Source organism: Azoarcus sp. KH32C (genome assembly GCF_000349945.1).
Taxonomy (GTDB): domain Bacteria; phylum Pseudomonadota; class Gammaproteobacteria; order Burkholderiales; family Rhodocyclaceae; genus Aromatoleum.
In genome coordinates this window covers 495,121-514,269 of the sequence record NC_020516.1, presented here as the reverse complement: position 1 = coordinate 514,269, position 19,149 = coordinate 495,121, and the positions used below count along the sequence as shown (strand labels likewise).

Annotated in this window: 16 protein-coding genes; 8 read left to right on the top strand and 8 right to left on the bottom strand. The window is 67.4% G+C overall.

Annotated features, from left to right (window positions below):
* Positions 1 to 61 precede the first annotated feature (61 nt).
* Positions 62 to 1,471, bottom strand: coding sequence for a sensor histidine kinase (locus AZKH_RS02230; protein WP_231874451.1), 1,410 nt, complete (start codon positions 1,469 to 1,471; stop codon positions 62 to 64).
* The gene (locus AZKH_RS02225) at positions 1,468 to 2,142 is read right to left on the bottom strand and encodes a response regulator (RefSeq protein ID WP_015434104.1); all 675 of its coding nucleotides are present in this window, start codon (positions 2,140 to 2,142) and stop codon (positions 1,468 to 1,470) included. The genes AZKH_RS02230 and AZKH_RS02225 overlap by 4 nt, the downstream gene beginning before the upstream one ends.
* A 109-nt stretch (positions 2,143 to 2,251) precedes the next feature.
* Here AZKH_RS02225 and AZKH_RS02220 point away from each other — a divergent pair, with 109 nt between their 5' ends.
* Complete coding sequence (locus AZKH_RS02220; protein ID WP_015434103.1) at positions 2,252 to 3,331, top strand: ABC transporter substrate-binding protein; 1,080 nt, start codon at positions 2,252 to 2,254, stop codon at positions 3,329 to 3,331.
* Between the two features lie 74 nt (positions 3,332 to 3,405).
* On the top strand, positions 3,406 to 4,476 hold the full coding sequence (locus AZKH_RS02215; protein ID WP_015434102.1) for a PA0069 family radical SAM protein: 1,071 nt from the start codon (positions 3,406 to 3,408) through the stop codon (positions 4,474 to 4,476).
* A gap of 15 nt (positions 4,477 to 4,491) precedes the next feature.
* On the opposite strand, the gene AZKH_RS02210 is transcribed toward AZKH_RS02215, so the two are convergent.
* From AZKH_RS02210 to AZKH_RS02200, 3 genes are all read right to left on the bottom strand, one after another.
* The gene (locus AZKH_RS02210) at positions 4,492 to 7,197 is read right to left on the bottom strand and encodes a CoA-binding domain protein (RefSeq protein WP_015434101.1); all 2,706 of its coding nucleotides are present in this window, start codon (positions 7,195 to 7,197) and stop codon (positions 4,492 to 4,494) included.
* A 26-nt stretch (positions 7,198 to 7,223) separates the two neighbouring features.
* Positions 7,224 to 8,504 (bottom strand): ATP citrate lyase citrate-binding domain-containing protein, encoded by a 1,281-nt coding sequence (locus tag AZKH_RS02205; RefSeq protein WP_015434100.1) that lies wholly within the window; start codon positions 8,502 to 8,504, stop codon positions 7,224 to 7,226.
* Positions 8,505 to 8,714: 210 nt separating this feature from the next.
* Positions 8,715 to 9,770: a porin gene (locus AZKH_RS02200; RefSeq protein ID WP_015434099.1), complete on the bottom strand. Its 1,056-nt coding sequence runs from the start codon at positions 9,768 to 9,770 to the stop codon at positions 8,715 to 8,717.
* A gap of 185 nt (positions 9,771 to 9,955) precedes the next feature.
* On the opposite strand from AZKH_RS02200, the gene cutA reads away from it, so the two are divergent.
* The 6 genes from cutA (at position 9,956) to nusB (ending at position 15,319) form a co-directional block, all read left to right on the top strand.
* Positions 9,956 to 10,312 carry a divalent-cation tolerance protein CutA gene (cutA, locus tag AZKH_RS02195; RefSeq protein WP_015434098.1) on the top strand — a complete coding sequence of 119 codons (357 nt, stop codon included), beginning with the start codon at positions 9,956 to 9,958 and terminating at the stop codon, positions 10,310 to 10,312.
* A gap of 142 nt (positions 10,313 to 10,454) precedes the next feature.
* Positions 10,455 to 12,296 (top strand): protein-disulfide reductase DsbD, encoded by a 1,842-nt coding sequence (locus tag AZKH_RS02190; RefSeq protein WP_015434097.1) that lies wholly within the window; start codon positions 10,455 to 10,457, stop codon positions 12,294 to 12,296.
* 337 nt (positions 12,297 to 12,633) lie between these two features.
* A complete protein-coding gene (locus tag AZKH_RS02185; RefSeq protein ID WP_015434096.1) occupies positions 12,634 to 13,239 on the top strand; it encodes a riboflavin synthase in 606 nt (201 codons plus the stop codon).
* Entirely contained in the window at positions 13,236 to 14,324 is a 1,089-nt protein-coding gene (ribBA, locus tag AZKH_RS02180; RefSeq protein ID WP_015434095.1) for a bifunctional 3,4-dihydroxy-2-butanone-4-phosphate synthase/GTP cyclohydrolase II, read from the top strand. The genes AZKH_RS02185 and ribBA overlap by 4 nt, the downstream gene beginning before the upstream one ends.
* A gap of 78 nt (positions 14,325 to 14,402) precedes the next feature.
* Positions 14,403 to 14,873, top strand: coding sequence for a 6,7-dimethyl-8-ribityllumazine synthase (gene ribH, locus AZKH_RS02175; protein WP_015434094.1), 471 nt, complete (start codon positions 14,403 to 14,405; stop codon positions 14,871 to 14,873).
* Complete coding sequence (nusB, locus tag AZKH_RS02170) at positions 14,870 to 15,319, top strand: transcription antitermination factor NusB (protein ID WP_015434093.1); 450 nt, start codon at positions 14,870 to 14,872, stop codon at positions 15,317 to 15,319. Before ribH ends, nusB begins: the two co-directional genes overlap by 4 nt.
* 90 nt (positions 15,320 to 15,409) lie before the next feature.
* On the opposite strand, the gene AZKH_RS02165 is transcribed toward nusB, so the two are convergent.
* From AZKH_RS02165 to AZKH_RS02155, 3 genes are all read right to left on the bottom strand, one after another.
* Positions 15,410 to 16,606 (bottom strand): amino acid aminotransferase, encoded by a 1,197-nt coding sequence (locus tag AZKH_RS02165; protein WP_015434092.1) that lies wholly within the window; start codon positions 16,604 to 16,606, stop codon positions 15,410 to 15,412.
* 174 nt (positions 16,607 to 16,780) lie between these two features.
* The gene (locus tag AZKH_RS02160; RefSeq protein WP_041655823.1) at positions 16,781 to 18,334 is read right to left on the bottom strand and encodes a DEAD/DEAH box helicase; all 1,554 of its coding nucleotides are present in this window, start codon (positions 18,332 to 18,334) and stop codon (positions 16,781 to 16,783) included.
* A 469-nt stretch (positions 18,335 to 18,803) separates the two neighbouring features.
* Positions 18,804 to 19,082, bottom strand: coding sequence for an HU family DNA-binding protein (locus tag AZKH_RS02155; protein WP_015434090.1), 279 nt, complete (start codon positions 19,080 to 19,082; stop codon positions 18,804 to 18,806).
* Positions 19,083 to 19,149 lie beyond the last annotated feature (67 nt).

Sequence of the window (19,149 nt, the reverse complement as noted above, 5' to 3'; positions counted from 1 at the left end):
ATCGCGTGTCGGAAAGTCTCAGGATAGCGCGGTCCGTACCCGACGCGCAGCCCCAACGCCCTCACGCGAGCGGCAACTCGATCTCCACGCACAGCCCACGCCCGCCTTCGCCCTCCTTCAGCGTGACCTTGCCGCGGTGCGCCCAGCAGATCTCGCGCACGATCGCGAGGCCCAGCCCGCTGCCTTCGCTGTCGCCCTGGCCGAGGATGCGGTAGAAGCGCTTGAAGACGTTCTCGCGCTCGGCCGGCGGGATGCCCGGCCCTTCGTCGCAGACGCTGATCACCGCCTCCTCGCCCCAGGCCGCGGTCGCGACGACGACCTGAGACTCCGGTGGGCTGTAGCGGATCGCGTTGTCGATGAGGTTCGCGACCATCTCGCGCAGCATCGCGGCGTTGCCCTGCAGCGTCATCGGCGCGTCCGGACCCTCGTAGGCGAGATCGATGTGCTTCTTCAGCGCGAGCGGCACGAGGTCCATCGCGACGTCGCGCACGAGCGCCGTGAGCTCGACCGGCGCGCGCTCGCCGATCACGCCGTTGATCGCCTCGGCGTGCGACAGCGCGAGCATCTGGTTCGCGAGCCGGCGCGTCGAATGGATGCTCGCCAGCAGGCTCGCGAGCGTGCGCCGCATTTCGGCCGGGTCCTCCTGGCGCAGGCCATACTCCGCCTGGGTCGTCAGCACCGCGAGCGGCGTGCGGATCTGGTGCGCGGCGTCGGCGAGGAAGCGGCGGCGCGCGACGAGCATCGCCGAGAGGCGCTCCATGTGATGGTTGATCGCGTCGATCAGCGGGCCCACCTCGTTCGGCACGTTGCCGCCGGGCACGGGGGTCAGGTCTTCCTCGTCGCGGTTGCGCATTGCGTTGCGCAGTTCGACCAGCGGGCGGAAGGCCGAGCGCAGCGCGAGCACGATCAGCACGGCGCCGACGCCGATCAGCGCGAGTTGGCGCCGCAGGCTGTCGAAGAAGAGATCGCGTGCGAGGCGATTGCGCGCGCCGGTGGTCTCGGCGAAGACGATCAGCACCGCGTCGCCGCCCTTGAGCGCCGGGTCGTACAGGCGTTTGCGCATCGCGCCGAGGCGCACGTCGTAGCCGCGGTACTCGGCGTTGGCGATACGGACCTCACCGCCTTCGGGCGGCAACTCGCGCGGCGCGAGATCGGGATAGCCGGTCAGCACCGCGCCGTCGGGCGCGACGATGGCGTAATAGAGCCGCTCCTGCGCGCTGTCCTCGAAGGCCTCGAACGCGGAGTACGGGATGTCGACGTGGATCTCGCCCGCAAGCGAGTGCGTGCGTTCGCCGACCGCCTTGATCGACGCCGTGAGCGAACGGTCGTAGGCGCGGTTCACGATTTCGAGCGCACTACGATAGGCGAACACCGCGTTGATCGCGAGCAGGATCAGCAGCGGCGGCAGCAGCCACCAGCCGACCCGCCGGCGCAGGCTGTAGCGCGGGCGCATCGGGGCGGCGGCTTTCAAGCGGCCGCTTCGGCCAGCACGTAGCCCAGGCCGCGCAGCGTGTTGATCACCACCCCCGAGCCTTCGAGCTTCTTGCGCAGGCGCGAGACGTAGATCTCGATCGCCTCGACGCGCGCCTCGGCATCGAAGTCGAACACCTTCTCGAACAACGCCTCGCGCGCGACGGGACGGCCGACGCGCGACAGCAGGGCTTCGAGCACGGCGAGCTCGCGCGGCGTCAGCGCGAGCGGCTTGCCGTCGACGGCGACGAGCCGGCTCGTCGTGTCGAACTCCAGCCGGCCGATGCGCACCATCGGCACGAGATTGCCGCTGCGGCGCAGCAGGGCCTTGATGCGCGCTTCGAGTTCGGCCAGCTCGAAGGGTTTCGGCAGATAATCGTCGGCGCCGAGATTGAGGCCCTTGACGCGCTCCTCGGTCGTACCGCGCGCGGTGAGCACCAGCACCGGGGTCGGAGCCCCTTGCTGGCGACTGCGGAGCCGACGCAGCACTTCGAGGCCGTCGAGCCCGGGCAGCGACAGGTCGAGGATCACGAGGTCGTAGCTCTGGCTCTTCAGCGCGTGATCGGCATGATCGCCGCGGTCCAACACGTCGAGCGCATAGCCGGCATGGCGCAGGGCCTTGGCGACCCATTCGGCGAGTTCGGCGTGGTCCTCGACTAGCAGCAGGCGCATGATCGGTTCGGAAAAAACGAAAGTGAATCGAAAGCTTGGAAGGCCATTATTGTCGTAAAACGCCGGCCGGGCCAAGCCAGGTGCGGGACAGGAAGGGAAGGGAGACTTCATGAGCTGGATCCGATGGGTGCTGGGCGCTGCGATCGCCGCGACGATGGCGCTCGCGATACAGGCCTTCGCGCAGGTCACGCCCGACCGGCTCGGGACGGCGCTGCGCGAAGGCGGTACGGTGATCGTCTATGGTGCGACCGACCGCGACGTCGTGCAGCCGGTCATCGCCGCCTTCGAGGCCCAGTACCGCGGCCTGCACGTCGACTACCACGACATGAACTCGAGCGAGCTCTACCAGCGCTTCGTCGCCGAGAGCGAGCGCGGCCCGAGCGCCGACGTGCTGTGGAGTTCGGCGATGGACCTGCAGGTGAAGCTCGTCAACGACGGCTACGCCCAGCCCTGGCATTCGCCGGAAACGGCCTCCCTGCCCGCCTGGGCCACATGGAAGGACGAAGCCTTCGGCACGACCTACGAGCCGGCGGCCTTCGTCTACAACAAGCGCGCGCTCTCGCCCGAAGAAGTCCCCGACACGCACGCGGCGCTGATCCGCCTGCTCACCGAGCAGCCGGCGCGCTTCCGCGGCCGGCTCGCGACCTACGACCCCGAGCGCTCGGGCCTGGGCCTGCTGCTGCACAGCCAGGACGCGCAGGCGAACCCGACCGCCTTCTGGCAGCTCGTGCGCGCGATGGGCGGCGAAGGCGTCGAGCGCCATGCCAGCACCGCCAAAATGCTCGACCGCATCGCCTCGGGCGAGGTGCTGATCGGCTACAACCTGCTCGGCTCCTATGCCCAGTCGCGCGCCCAGCACGATCCGGCGATCGGTGTCGTGTGGCCGCGCGACTACACCCTAGTGCTGAGCCGCGTCGCCTTCATCGCGCGCAAGGCGCAGCATCCGGCCGCCGCGCGCCTGTGGCTGGACTTCCTGCTCTCGGCCCACGGCCAGGAGATCCTCGCCCAAGGCGCGGGCCTCTTCTCGGTGCGCGAGGACGCCCCCGGCAAGGCCGCCTCCAGCCTGCGTCAGCAACTGGGCACCGCCTTCCGGCCGATCGCGCTCGGCACCTCGCTGCTCGCCTACCTCGACCAGATCAAGCGTCGCGATTTCCTGCGCGAATGGGACGACGCGATGCGTCCGCGCTGAACCCTTCCGGCAGCTTTCCAGAACCGTCAGCGTCCCGGCGAGTCACAGTCACGGGCCCTCGGCAAAGGAAAGACGTGGATAAGGAAAAACCGGGACGGGGACTCCGCGGGCGCGGCGCCGCGACGAACACCAGCTCGCGCTTTCTCGAATGGACCCGCGAAGCGCAGCTCGACGACGACACACCGCCCGCCAGCCGGGTGCCGACGATGCTCTTCGACGACCGCGCGAAGACCGTCATCAGCTGGAACCGCTCGCCCGACATCCCCTTCGACCGCTCCGTGAACCCCGCCAAAGGCTGCGAGCACGGCTGCATCTACTGCTACGCGCGGCCGATTCACGCCTACCTGGGCCTGTCGCCCGGCCTCGATTTCGAGACCAAGATCTTCGTCAAGCGCGACGCCGCGGCCGTGCTGCGCGCGGAGCTCAGCCGGCCGGGCTACCGTGCCGGCGTGCTCGCGCTCGGCGCGGCAACCGACCCCTACCAGCCCTTCGAGCGCGAGCTCGGCATCACGCGCCAGATCCTCGAAGTCCTGGCCGAATTCGGGCACCCGGTGTCGGTGACGACGAAAGGCGCACTCGTCGAACGCGACATCGACATTCTCGCGCCGATGGCCGCGCAAGGGCTCGCGCAGGTCAACGTCTCGCTGCCGACCCTCGACCCCGAACTCGCCCGCCGCCTGGAGCCGCGCGCGACGGCTCCGCACCGCCGCGTCGAGACCCTGCGCCGACTGGCCGAAGCCGGCATCCCGACAGCGGTGCTGGTCGCGCCGGTGATCCCGGCGCTGACCGACCACGAGATCGAGCACATCCTCGAAACCGCCGCCGCGGCCGGCGTTTCCCAGGCAGCCTATGTGCTGCTGCGCCTGCCGCTGGAAGTGCGCGAGCTCTTCGTCGACTGGCTCGAGCAGCATTACCCGGATCGCGCCAGGCACGTGATGAGCCTCGTGCAGCAGGCGCGCGGCGGCCGCGACAACGACCCCGGCTTCGGCAGCCGCATGCGCGGCTCCGGCACCTACGCCGACCTGATCCGCCAGCGCTTCCACCTCGCCTGCCGCCGCAACAGGCTCAACGAGCGCACGCTGGACCTGCGGACCGACCTCTTCCGGCGGCCGGACCCGCCTTCGCCCCAGCTCGCGCTGTTCTGACCGGGGCCACCAGGCTCAACTCACGAAGCGGCACTGCGACGCCGGCGTGCGCGTGTCCATGTTGCGGCCGCGATTGAGGTGGTCGTCGACCTCGGCAGCGCAACCCAGCATGCGGGCGTACAGGAACACCGTGAAGGCGGCCGATTCGAGCGCCGCCTCACCGATCTCACCGGCACGCCACGGTTTCCACGTGAGCTTCAGCAGCAGCGCCGCGATCACCGCATCGATATTCACGCAATACACCGTACGCGACACGCCGGCATCGAACAGCGCCTGCACCAGCGCGCGGTAGTAGTCGTGGAACACGTTGGATTCGCCCCGCTCGGCCATCAGCTCGCGGATGAAGGCCTCCCGCGGATCGATATTGACCGGGCGATCCTTGAACACCGGATGATTCACACCCGGGATCTTGCGCAGATCGAGGCTGCCGGCGGACCTCGCATCGGCCTTGTAGCGGGCGTACTCGTCGGCGCAGCCCCGTGCGAGGGCGGCGAGGTCGAGGCCGTGCGCCGCATCCGCCGGGTCGGCGAGCGGCGTGTCGCGGAAGGCGTCGATCAGGAACTGCACGCCTTCGAAGCCGTTCCCGCCATGCGCGTAGCCGGTATGCGTCAGAAAGCCGACCATCGCCTTGTTGAGCTGCACGCGCCGGGGCGACTCGGGACCGTCGGCCGACACCGCACCCTTCGCCCCCTGCGCCGAGATCGTGCCGGGGCCGTTGGTCAGCAGGATGCCGACGAGCGTCTGGAACGCGAAGCGATCCGCCGCGTCCGGCGCGCGGTCGAGCAAGGCGCGACATGCGACGTCGGTCATCGACGCCTCGCCGAGCAGTTCCGTCATTGGCATGCCGCAGAAGCTTTCGGGCCGATGCTGCGCCGCGTCGGCCGAAGCGCCGATCAGCGCACCGAAGAGCTTCATCCACCACGGCAGCGTCTCGACGGTGAGCCGCGACACACGCTTGCGCATCAGCGGACCCCACGCGAGCGTCGTCGTCGCCGCGGCGAGCACCGCGTCAGCACTGACCGGGCGGCCGACGCCGCGCAGGTAGCGTACGAACACCGAGCGCGCACCACGGGCCTCAAGCCCGGCGAGCATCGCATCGGTGCGCGGGTCGGACTGCTCGGCGACGACCAGCCGGGCGAGCGCCCCGTCATCGACGATGGGAGCGAGGTCGAAGTCCTCGGCGCGCGCGTCGAGCAGCCCGGCCGCGCTGAAGCGTTCGATGAAGGCCGCGACGATCTCGCGCGCTCGTTCGGCGCGCTTCGGCCCGACGATCGAGACCGCCGCCGCGAGCACGCTGTTCGGCGCGTTGCCGGCCTCGCGCGCCGCCTGTGCTGCCGCAAGCGTGGGGTCGCCATGCAGATTCACGCAGGCCGCAAGCGCGACATTCACGAGCTTGCGGTCATTGTCGCCGCCCGCTTCGCGCAATAGCGCGAGACCGACGTTCGCCTCCAGCGGCAGCCGCGCCGCCTCCAGCACGGAGAGGCCATGCAGGCTCGACACCTGCGTCTTCGGATCCATCTTCGACGCGCCCGACGCATCCTTCAGAGACTCGCGCGGGAACACCGCGCCGACCTGCTTCGCGAGCGCAGCGATCTGCGCGCGGTAGGGCTCCGGTGCAGCGACGACCGGCAGACCGAGCTTCTCCGGCAGCGCGAGGCCCATATTCGAACCGAACCAGGGTTTGAGCTCCATCGTGCCTTCCGGCGCAAAGTCCGGCAGCGTCGCGTTCGCGCGCATCACCGCGGTCAGCGCGGCCGGAATGTGGGCGATGTTCGTCACGACCGCGCCCTTCGGCGAGAACACCGGGTTCTCCGGCGTGAAGATCGCGTCGACACCGAACTTCTCCATGAACCAGCGCTCCTTCGCCGCCGCGTCGTCGTGGCCGCCGGCCATCGCGCCGGCGTGGCCGACCGCGCGCGTGAGCTTGGCCTTCCAGCGGCCGACCACACAGGCAACGACGGGCTTAGTGAACTCCGCGTCGCGCTCGTAGTAGCCGCCGGGCTCGCAGTACAGCACCGCGGCCTTGCTACGCGCGTCGTTGGCGAGCGCGAACGCGAACTCGGGCGCCGCGTAGTGGATGTAGACGTCCTTGCCGCTCGACACCAGCGTCGTCGTGCCCCAGCCCGCCATGCGCAGGTATTGCGCGATCGTCGTCGTGAAGCCGCCGGAGTTCGACAGCACCGCGATCGAGCCGGGCTTCAGCGTATCCGACGGGCTGTCCCCGCCGAGCGCCCCGCCGATCCGCACCTGGTTCCACGAATCCGCGACGCCGAGGCAGTTCGCGCCGAAGATGTCGATGCCGTGCTGCTGGCCCATCGCGCGGATTTCCCGCGCGTCGTGCACGGCAATCTTTTCGGTAATGATGAAGATCTTCTTCAGCTCGGGATTCACGCGGATCAGCTCCGCTACGCCGTCACGCGCCGCCGACGGCGGCAGATAGACGACGCCGCAATTGAAGCGGTGGCCGTCGTCGAGGCCCTCACGCACGCTGTTATAGACCGGGATGTTGCCCATCGGCGTCTCGAGCACCTGCCCGCGTCGCCCCGGCGAAGTGCCGAACACGACGTTGCCGCCCGACCACGCGTGCCCGACCGGCGTCACCTCGCTCGACTCGCCGCCGAGGATGTTCAGCACGCAGACGCGGTCGTGCCGTGTGGCGATCTGCGCCAGCGAACTGATCCCGACGAAATATTTGAATTCCCCCACACCCTGCTGGTACATGGCTGTCTCCTTGATGTCTTGTGCGTTCAGGCAGCCGTGGCCAGCCCGAGCCTGCGCGCGATCTCGTCGCGCCCGCCGGCCTTCATCCATTCATTGACTTCGCGCGCGTAATCGACGACTTCGCTCATCGCCGAGTCGAAGCCGAAGAGGCGATACGGAATACCCAGCGCCTCGCAGGTGTCACGCATCACGCCCATGCCGCGCACGAGGTTCGGCCCCCCGCGGCCGACGACGACATAAAGCGGCGTCGGCCCGTTGCGCGAGAAGTGCTCGCGCAGCGCGTCGGCCATCGCGCGGAAGGTCTCGAAGATGTCGGTGTTGTTGGACTTGCCGCCGATCACGAAGAGAACGTTCGACTGCGCGAGCCAGTGCTTGAAGCAGATCGACGCGACCGACTTCATCTTTTCGTAGGGCGGATTGCCACCGAAGTCCGACGAGATGATCGCGTCGTCGCCGAGCATCTCGGTGACGAGCGAATTCGCCCCGCCGCCGAAGGTCGGCGCGAGGATCGTGCCGTGCTCGTTGATCACGTAGACGTCGCTCTGCCCCTGGTGGGTGCGCAGCTGATTGATCTCCTGCTCGAAGTCCGAGTAGTCCGCGGCGAACAGATGCGCCGGCAGGTCCAGCCGATGCCAGCGCGGATCGTCGCGGTCGAAGCCGCATTTGAAGTCGCACGCGACCGGCGTCAGCCGCCCGCGGCGGTCCGCGCGCATGCGGATCGGATTCAATTCGAGGGTCGTCATGCCGAAGTCGTGATAGAGCTCCCACAGCTTCGGCAGCTGCTGCACCAGCGGCGAGATGATCTCCTTCGGCGCGCCGATGTCGGCGAGCGCGTTGGCGACGACGAAGGCCTTCAGGCCGGTCAGCGGATCGAACGGGATGCGCGCGACTTTCGACGGCTCGAGCTCCTCGATGTCCATGCCGCCGCAGTGCGTCAGCGTCATCGTCGGCGCGCGGAACTGGGTCGCGTCGGTGATCGAGAAATACACCTCATGCTCGGCCGGCACCGCCGCCTCGAAAGTCACACCGTTGGCCTTGGCGACCTGGTTGCCATGGCAGTGCTCGACGAAATACAGACGCTCCTTCTCGGCGAGCGCGGTCTTCAGGTCCTTCGCGCGGCCGATCAGGCCCGCCTTGCCCTTCTTGCCGACGCCGCCCTTGAATACCGGCTTGACGAACACCGAGCCGTGGCGCTCGATCAGGTCCTTGATGTCCTCCTCGCTGGCGTCGGGGCCGAGCACCTCGGGGGTGGGGAAGTCGGCAAAGCGCAACAGCTTGGCGCCGTGAAGCATGCCCGTGATCTGCATGGTGGCTGTCTCCGTGGAATGAATCCTTGGTATGACAGAGATGCTGTCTGAAGCGCCTTTCGGAACGCTTTCGGCGCCGATCGCTGCAAGATTGCTTACAAACGCGACGTGAGACGTAAATGAAAAACGACCCCGAACGACGGCCTCAGCCACCGATCAGGGTCGATCAAGCGGACCGCCTCGCGGCCGCAGAGGAGAAACAGGGTTAGCTTAGAACTTGTGCCGGATGCCTGCCATGATCACGCGGTGATCGTCGCCGGCGGCCGGGGTCAGGTTGCCGATCGAGTAGTTGGCGTCGTCCTTGTTGCTGAGCTGCGAATAGCCCGTGTACAGCGTCGTACGCTTCGACAGGTCGTGCATGTAGTACAGCGACCAGCCGTGCGCATCCTCGGCCTTGGGATCGTTCGACTCGTTGCGGTTCGCGTAGCTGATCGCGACCGTGCCCTGCGAACCGGCCTTGATCGCGACGCCGACGTCGTAGGTGCGCGCCTTGCCTTCACCCTGGCTGCCGAGCTCGCGGTCCTGCGTGTAGGCGAGGAAGGCCTTCGCCGGACCGAAGTCCCACGACAGGCCCAGGCCGTTGGTGCGCACCTTGCCGCTGGTCTTGTCGCGGAACACCGTCTGGGTCGTGATCGACGCCGACAGCGGGCCGTTGTTATACAGGCCGGTCACGCCGTAACCGTCTCCCTCGCGGCGCTGCGACGCGTCGCCGGCCGCGTTCTCCGGCTTTTCTCCGAACCAGTAGCCGGTGTCGACCGAAAAGCCCGCAAACTCCGGCGAACGGTATTTCACCATGTTGTCGAAACGCACCTCATAGGCGGGTTTCACGCCGCCCGTCTTGCGCGACAACAGACCGACGCTGCGGTCCGAGCTGCCGGTCGAATCGAAGGGATCGATCGCGACAAAGGCCGGCGAGTACTGGCGGCCCAGCGTGAAGCGTCCCCAACCGCCTTCGAGGCCGACGAAGGACTGACGACCGAAAAGCCGCCCGCCCTGCTCGGATGTGCCGGTACCGGGGTTGAATCCGCTTTCCAGCGTGAAGATCGCCTTCAGCCCGTTGCCGAGATCCTCGCTCCCCTTGAAGCCCAGACGCGTGCCGTTCAGTTCGCTATGTGCGAGGCCATGAAAGCGCTGGTCGCCCGAGTGTTCGGCAGACAGGTTGATGTCGATCAGCCCGTAGATCGTCACGTTCGACTGTGCCTGCGCGGCCAGCGGCGCCGCCGCGGCGACCGCCAGCGCGATCGCGGTCAAGGTATTCCTTTGCATGAAATCTCCTCCCATCTTGGAATGTGGATTGCGCGTCCCGCCGCGCAGGACAGTGCGCGGCGCCGACGGGAGCGATTGAACGCAAAGAAGCTTTCGATCAGCTTTCGACGCCAAGCGGCCGGTCGAACTCGCCCGCCCGGCCGGAGTCTGGGAAAATCGATGTCTTCCGAACGCGGAGCCCCGCGATGACCGACACCCTGATCGTGCTGACGAACCTGCCCGACGCCGCCACGGCCGACGCGCTCGCCGCCCGCCTCGTCGAAGCGCGCCTCGTCGCCTGCGTGAACATCCTCGCCCCCTGCCGCTCCGTGTACCGCTGGCAGGGCGCGGTCGAGCGCGCCGAGGAAATCCCGCTGCTGATGAAGACCACCGCCGAGCGCTACCCGGCGCTCGAGGCGGCGATCCGCGAGCAACATCCCTACGAACTTCCCGAGATTGTCGCTGTCCCTGTAATGCGGGGACTTCCGGCGTATCTCGACTGGGTCGCTGCAGAGACGGCACTGGCACCCACCGACGGTGCGCCGCCCCCGTCCGCCAAATGAACGCAAGAAGAGAAAGTAAGAAGAAAGCGAATGACTTGACCGATGTCGAAGGCGGCCCGCGCCTGCCGCCCTACAATGCCCCGATAATGTGCCGGTTCGCGCCGCTGCGAACCTCCGAACGTCCCGCCGACATCACCGCTCCATGCACCGTCTCCTGTCACTGATCGCGCTCGTCGCCAGCCTGCTTTCCCTCGCCCCCGCCGTCCACGCTGCCGGTTCCCCGATGCGCCCCGAAGAGGCCTACGTGCTCTCGGCCCAGGCGCTCGATGCGCAGACCGTCGAAGTCACCTACAAGATCGCCGACGAGTACTACCTTTACGGCGACAAGTTCCGCTTCCGCGCCGAAGCGGACGGCGTCGAATTCGGCACGCCGCAGCGCCCGCCCGGCAAGGTCAAGAAGGACGAGTTCTTCGGCGAGGTCGAGACCTACCGCAAGTCGGTGACCATCCTGCTGCCGGTGACCGCCCCGCAGGGCGTCACCAAGTTCCGCCTCACGGCGACGAGCCAGGGCTGCTGGGACGGCGGCATCTGCTACCCGCCGAACTCGCAGGGCGCCGACATCGACCTCCTCGCGAAGCCCGTCAAGACTGGCGGCAACTTCCTCGACGGCCTCCTGGGCGGTGACAAGGCGGCAAGTACCAGTGGCGCCATGAGCACCACCAACGCCAGCTTCGAAGGCGACGAAAGCGGCCGCATCGCCGGCCTGCTGCGCGACGCGAGCGTCCCGCTCATCCTCGTCAGCTTCTTCGGCTTCGGCCTGCTGCTCGCCTTCACCCCCTGCACCTTCCCGATGATCCCCATCCTGTCGGGCATCATCGTCGGCCACGGCCACCACATCTCGCGCGGCCGCGCGCTGCTCCTCTCGCTCGCCTACGTCCTCGGCATGGCCGTCACTTACGCACTCGCCGGCGTCGCGGCCGGCATGTCCGGCACGATGCTGTCGGCCGCGCTGCAGAACGCCTGGGTGCTCGGCAGCTTCGCGCTCGTCTTCGTCGTGCTGTCGCTGTCGATGTTCGGCTTCTACGAACTGCAACTGCCGACCGCGCTGCAAAGCCGCCTCTCCGACACCGCCAGCCACCAGAAAGGCGGTAGCCTCGGCGGCGTGGTCGTGATGGGCGTGCTCTCCGCGCTGATCGTCGGCCCCTGCGTCGCCGCCCCGCTCGCCGGCGCGCTGCTCTACATCGCGCAGACCGGCAACGCCGTCCTCGGCGGCGCCGCCCTCTTCGTGATGGCCCTCGGCATGGGCGCCCCGCTGATCGCCGTCGGCGTCGCCGCCCGATCGGTGCTCCCCAAGGCCGGCCCGTGGATGGACGGCGTCAAGAAAGCGTTCGGCGTCATGCTGCTCGGCGTCGCGATCTGGCTCGTCACGCCGGTCGTGCCGTCGCTCGTGCCGATGATCGCCTGGGGCGCGCTGCTGCTCTTCTCCGGCATCTTCCTGCGCGCCCTCGACCCGCTACCGACCAACGCCCGCGGCTGGCAGCGCTTCTGGAAAGGCATCGGCATCGTCGCGCTGATCGGTGGCGGCGCCATCCTCGTCGGCGCACTCGCCGGCTCGCGCGACCCGTTGCAACCGCTCGCCGTGCTGCGCTCCGAAGCCACGGCCGCCCCCGGCCCGCAGTCCGCCACCCAACCGACCTTCCAGCGCGTCACCTCCATTGCCGACCTCGAAGCCAAAATCGCCGCCGCCGACCGCCCGGTGATGCTCGACTTCTATGCCGACTGGTGCGTGTCCTGCAAGGAAATGGAACACCTCACCTTCAGCGAGCCCGCCGTCGCCAGCCGCATGAACCGCATGCTGCTGCTGCAGGCCGACGTCACCGCCAACAGCGACGACGACAAGGCGCTCCTCAAGCGCTTCAACCTCTTCGGCCCGCCCGGAATCATCTTCTTCGACGGCAAAGGCCAGGAACGCAACAATCTTCGCGTCGTCGGTTTCATGAAGGCGGACGCCTTCGGCAACATCCTCGACCGCGCGCTGCGCTAAACGAAGCAAGAGCCGCCGCAGGCACAATCTGCACGGCGTAGCACCCGGGCGCCGGCAGCTCTGCCGGGCTGTCCGCGAGCGCCGTCGCGGGGCTGGTTCCGGGAGAAGAAGGCGACGCATGTCTGAGCCGGCGCAGCCGGCGAGTTTGCGTCGCCGCTCCCGGAACCAGTTTCGCGACGGGAAGCCGAAGGCCGCGAGCGCCTGCCCGGCAGAGCTGCCGGCGCCCGGGTGCGGTCAGAACCCTTTGCGGCCAGACCGCAAAAAGCCCCCAAGCCCCGCATCTCACCGCATTTCGCCTACAATTGCGCCTTCCCCACTCCCTTGGGACCCTCATCCCATGTTTTCCGGAATCGTGGCCGCCTGCGGCCGAATCGAACGCATTGATCCCCTGCAGGACGGCGTCCGCCTGACCGTCGACACCAACGGGCTGGACCTCTCCGACGTACAAATCGGGGACAGCATCGCCAACAGCGGCGTCTGCCTCACCGTCATCGCAATGGAAGGCGCAAACGCCCTCTTCGACGTCTCGCGCGAAACCCTCAACTGCACCGCCGGCCTCGACGCCGTCGGCAACGAAGTCAATCTCGAAAAGGCCCTGCGCCTCGCGGACCGACTCGGCGGCCACCTCGTCACCGGCCACGTCGACGGCGTCGGCGAAGTCGTCAGCTTCACGCCGGTCGGCGAAAGCCACGAACTCGTCATCCGCGCCCCGGCCGCGCTCGCCGGATACATCGCACGCAAAGGCTCCATCACCGTCAACGGCGTGAGCCTCACCGTCAATCGCGTCGAAAGCCGCGAATTCTCGATCAACCTGATCCCGCACACCGTCGCCGTCACCAATCTCAAGCACCTCAAAGCGGGCAGCCGCGTGAACCTCGAGATCGACCTGATCGCCCGTTACTGCGAACGCCTGCTGGCCTGGCGCGAGGAAGCCGCACAATGACCGCCCTGTCCCCGATCACCGAAATCGTCGAAGAAATCCGCGCCGGCCGCATGGTCGTGCTCGTCGATGAAGAAGACCGCGAAAACGAAGGCGACCTTGTCCTCGCCGCCGAGCACGTCACGCCCGAAGCCATCAACTTCATGGCCAAATTCGGCCGCGGCCTGATCTGCCTGACGCTCACCGAAGCGCGCTGCAAACAGCTCGACCTGCACCTGATGGTGCGCAACAACCGCTCGCCGCACGGCACCGCCTTCACGACCTCGATCGAAGCCGCCGAAGGCGTCACGACCGGCATCTCCGCGCATGACCGCTCGCGCACCGTCGAAGCCGCCGTCGCGCGCAACGCCAAGCCCACCGACATCGTCCAGCCCGGCCACATCTTCCCGCTGATGGCGCAGAACGGCGGCGTGCTGATCCGCGCCGGCCACACCGAAGCCGGCTGCGACCTCGCCTCGCTCGCCGGGCTCGAACCCGCCGCCGTGATCTGCGAAATCCTCAAGGACGACGGCACGATGGCCCGCCTGCCGGACCTCGTCGAATTCGCCAAGGAACACGGCCTCAAGATCGGCGCAATCCGCGACCTGATCCAGTACCGCTCGGCGCATGAACACCTCGTCGAACGCGTCACCGAAAAGGACGTCGACACCCCGCACGGCCGCTTCCGTTTGTCGGCCTTCGAAGACAAGACCACCGGCGAAGTGCACTTCGCGTTGTCAAAAGGCGAGATCCGCCCCGAGCGCGAAACCCTCGTGCGCGTGCATGAACCGATCTCGGTCGTCGACTTCCTCGACCCCGAAAGCGGCAGTCACAGCTTCCCGGTCAACCAGGCCCTCGCGCGCCTCGCCCAGGCCGAACAGGGCGTCATCGTGCTGCTCTACCGCCCGCAGTCGGGCTCGGAGCTCCTCGCCGGCCTGCGCGGCGACGGCAAGCCCGCCGTCAAGTGGGATGCCCGCCTCTTCGGCGTCGGCGCCCAGATCCTGCGCGACCTCAAGGTCGGCAAGATGCGTCTGCTCGCCAGCCCGCGCAAGATCCCGAGCATGGCCGGCTTCGGCCTCGAGATCACCGGCTTCGTCGAACCCGTCTGAGGTGATAAGCTCGACGACTCAACACGCCGGAAGTCCCGCAGCGGACTTCCGGCCTCTTTGCTTTTGAAAGAACCGAACATGGCCCGCTACGACAACATCACCGAATTCGAACCCGACCTGAACGGCCACGGCCTGCGCGTCGGCATCGTCATGAGCCGCTTCAACCAGGACGTGTGCGAAGGCCTGCTGTCGGCCTGCACCGCCGAACTGCTGAAGCTCGGCGTGTCGCCCGATCTCGTGCGGATCGCCACCGTCCCCGGCGCGCTCGAAATCCCGCTGACGCTGCAAACGATGGCACGCAGCGGCCGCTACGACGCGCTGATCGCGCTCGGCGCGGTGATCCGCGGCGAGACCTACCACTTCGAGCTCGTCTCGAACGAAATGGGCGCCGGCATCACCCGCATCACCCTCGACACCGGCGTGCCCATCGCCAACGGCGTGCTGACGACCGAGAACGACGACCAGGCCCTCGCCCGCATGCAGGAAAAGGGCAGCGACTGCGCCCGCTGCGCAGTCGAGATGTCCAAACTGCTGCGGATGCTGAAATGAGCGGAAAGGCTGCACGGCGCCGCGCGCGCGAATTTGCCCTGCAAGGCATCTACCAGTGGCTGCTGTCGGGCAACTCGCTGCCCGTCATCGAGGATCACGTCTCGCAGGTCGCCGGCTTCGACAAGGCCGACCGCGAATTCTTCGTCTCGCTGCTGCGCGGCACGCTCAACAACGTCGAAGCGCTGCAGGAAGAATTCATCCCCTTCATCCACCGCGGAATCGACGAGATGTCGCCGGTCGAACGCGCGATCCTGCTGCTCGCGACGCACGAGTTCAAGACCGGCCTCGACACGCCCTACCGCGTGATCATCAACGAAGCGATCGAACTCGCGAAGTCCTACGGCGCGACCGACGGCCACCGCTTCGTCAACGGCGTGCTCGACAAGCTCGCCGCGAAGCTGCGCGCACCGGAAGTTGCCGCGGCGCGCGAGGGCGGCAAGTCCTGATCGTCGGGACCAAGGCACAAACAAAAACGGGCCGCGAGGCCCGTTTTGCTTTTGCGGCCGACGCCCGAAGGCGTCGCGCGACAGTCGGGCTCAGCCCTTCAGCACCGCCGCCATCGACGATGCGACGTAGTCGATGTTGCGGGTGTTGAGCCCGGCGACGCACATCCGGCCCGAGCTGATGAGATACACCGCAAACTCGTCGCGCAGGCGGTCGACCTGCTGCGCGGTGAGCCCCGTGTAGCTGAACATGCCACGCTGCTTCAGGAAATAACTGAAGTCGCGCCCCGGCACTGTCGAGCTGAGCACGTCATACAGCTTCTGCCGCATCGCCTTGATGCGTTCGCGCATCTCGGCGACCTCGCCGACCCACTCTCCATAGAGCTTCGCATCGTTCATCACGGCGGCGGTGATGCGTCCGCCATGCAGCGGCGGGCTCGAGTAGTTGCGGCGCACGGTGAATTTCAGCTGGCCGAGCACGCGGCCGGCTTCCTCGGCATCCTTGCACACGACCGATAGGCCGCCGCAGCGCTCGCCGTAGAAGGACAGGTTCTTCGAAAACGAGTTGCTGACGAAGAAGCTGATGCCGGCATCCGCCAGCGCACGGATCGCGAAGGCGTCGTCGTCGAGGTTGTCGCCGAAGCCCTGGTAGGCGATGTCGAGGAAGGGGATCAGGTCGCGCTCGACGAGCACGCCGATCACTTCGCGCCACTGCGCCTGCGACAGGTCGACGCCGGTCGGGTTGTGGCAGCACGGATGCAGCAGCACGATGCCCTTCGCCGGCAGCGTCTTCAGCTTCGCGATCATCTCGGGGAAGCGCACGCCGCAGGTCTCGGGATCGTAGTACGGGTAGTCGTGAACCTGGATGCCGGCGCCTTCGAAGATCGAGCGGTGGTTGTCCCAGGTCGGCGTGCTGACCCACACCTCGCTCGACGGGAAGTAACGCTTCAGGAAATCTGCGCCGACCTTCAGCGCGCCCGAACCGCCGATCGTCTGGATCGTCGCGATGCGGCCCGCCTTCAGCGCTTCGCTGTCGGTGCCGAAGAGGAGCTTTTGCACCGCAGCGCGGTAGTCCGCGGCACCTTCCATCGGCAGGTAGGGACGCGGCGACGGCGTCGCGTAATAGGCCGCCTCGGCCTTCTGCACCGAACCCAGCAGCGGAATGCGGCCCTGCTCGTCGTAGTACAAGCCGATGCTCAGATTGACCTTGTGCGGACGCGGGTCCTGCATGAAGGTCTCGACCAGCGTCAGGATCGGATCGCCGGGATAGGGATCAATGTGTTCGAACATGGAAAAGGAATTCCTCCAAGCGGGGTGCGAATGCCCCGGAAAGAAGGAATCTACCACTGACGCCTGCACTTTGACGCATGCGAGGGCCAAAATGCAACGGGCCCGGCAGGCATCACGAGGATGCACTGCCGGGCCCGCCTGCTCCCGCGCGGGCGGGAGCAAAGAGACTAACGATCAGCCACGTGCGGCGGGACGCGGACGACGCGCGCCTTCCGGACGATCCTCGCCGAAGCGGGCGCCTTCGCGACGCGGGGCGCGCTCGTCACGGTTGAAGCTGCCACGATGCTCGTCGCGGCCGAAACCGCCGCGATTCTCCTCGCGACCGAAGCCGCCGCGATGTTCGCCACGGCCGAAGCCGCCGCGGTCTTCGCGCGGAGCAGCAGCGGACCGTTCTTCACGCGGGAAGCTCGGACGCTCGTCGCGGCCATAGCCGGAACGGCCGGCACCCTGCGAATCCGAGCCCCAGCCCTTGTTCGCGCCCGGACGGCTGTCGCGCGATTCGCGGTTCCACGAACCGGACGACGAACGGCCGCCGAAGCCCGGCTTGCGGTCGCCACCGCCAGCGGGGCGACGCGGCGAGGTCGGACGCGCGCTCGGCTCGAGGCCTTCGATGACGTGCACGTCGAGGCGCTTGCCGGTGAAGCGCTCGATTGCGCGGATGATGCCCATCTCGCGCGGGCCGGACATCGTGATCGCGATGCCGTCACGGCCGGCGCGGCCGGTGCGGCCGATGCGGTGCACGTAGTCCTCGACCTGGCGCGGCGGGTCGAAGTTGATGACGTGGCTGATGCCGGCGACGTCGATGCCGCGGGCGGCGACGTCGGTCGCGACGAGCACGCCGATGCGGCCCTGACGCAGCTTGTCGAGCGTGCGGTTACGCGCGGTCTGGTGCATGTCGCCATGCAGCGCGGCCGCGGCGAAGCCCTTTTCCTGCAGCGCGAGCGAAACTTCCTCGGCGCTGCGCTTGGTCGCGGTGAACACCACGGCCTGCTGCAGGTCGTCGCCGCCGAGCAGCGATTCGAGCAGACGCGTCTTGTGCACCATGTTGTCGGCCATCATCAAGCGCTGTTCGATGTTCCCGCGGTTCTCGACCGTCGGAGCGATCTCGACGCGCTGCGCATTGCGCGTCATGCGCGAGGCGAGGCTGCCGACGACGCCGTCGAGGGTCGCCGAGAAGAGCAGCGTCTGGCGGGAGGCCGGGGTGGCAGCGACGATGGTCTCGATGTCTTCCACGAAGCCCATGTCGAGCATGCGGTCGGCTTCGTCGAGAATCAGGACTTCGACATCCGACAGCTTGATCTTGCGGCGGGTCAGGTGGTCGATCAGGCGGCCCGGGGTGGCGACGACGACGTCAACCGGGCGCGACAGCTGCTTGACCTGCGCGAAGAAGGGCGCGCCGCCGACGAGGCAAGCGGTATTGAGCCAGCGCAGGTGGCGGCCGTAGGTCTTCACGGCCTTCTCGACTTGCTGCGCGAGTTCGCGCGTCGGGGTCAGTACCAGCACGCGCGGACCGGCGCCGGGGGCGGGCTTGCGGTCGACGAGGCGGTTGAGGCTGGGCAGCGTGAAGGCGGCGGTCTTGCCGCTGCCGGTGTGGGACGAAACCATCAGGTCGGCGCCGCCGATCGCGGCGGGAATCGCCTGCATCTGAACGGGAGTCGGGACCGTGTAGCCGGTGGTTTCGATGGCCTTGAGCAGCAGTTCGTTGAGACCGAGTTCGTTGAACGTCATGTGTTCTTCCAAAATGTGCCCCCGTCGCGACGGATGGTCGCAACGACAGCGGGCCCAGCTTATATGGGCCAATAAAAAGGCATCGCACCGTCCACGGGGGGACGCGGGGCGGCAAGCGCGCGATGGGCTTGGGCCGGCCGGTTCCGTCAAGAAACGGAAAGCGACCGCGCATCGGCACCAACCGGCTTTCGCGATGCCAAGCGTTCGGAAGAACGGATGGGAATTCGGCGGGAGGGTCGGGGGCGATGGGGCTGTGGATACAGTCCCTCGGCAAGGATTCTCGGATTCCTGATCCGGGAGTTTGGATAAACCGAATGCTGCATTGCACAACACCGGGGATGATACCCCATTTCTGGCGCGAGCGAAAGAGCCAATCCAATCAATGCTCTAGGAGCGCGACTGACGCCCACAAGAGAAAGGCCCGACGCCTTGCGGCGCCGGGCCTTTCACGGTATTCGCTATGCGGCGATTACTTGCCGTTCACGGCGCCCTTCAGGGTTGCGCCCGGCGTGAACTTCGGCACGCGGGTCGCGGCGATCTTGATCGTGGCACCGGTCTGGGGATTGCGGCCGGTGCGCTCGGCACGCTCGGACACTTCGAACGAACCGAAACCCGTGAAGGCAACCTTCTCGCCGGCAGCCATGCGCTCGGCGACGATGTCCAGCACGGTGGACAGGGCACGATCGGCCTGCGCGCGCGAAACGTCCAGACGGTCAGCCAGGGCTTCGACGAATTCACCTTTGTTCATGCTTTACCTCGATGTGGTGTTGAGTTGGTGTGACTAGTGCATCTAACGGGCGGATTCTAGCACCGTC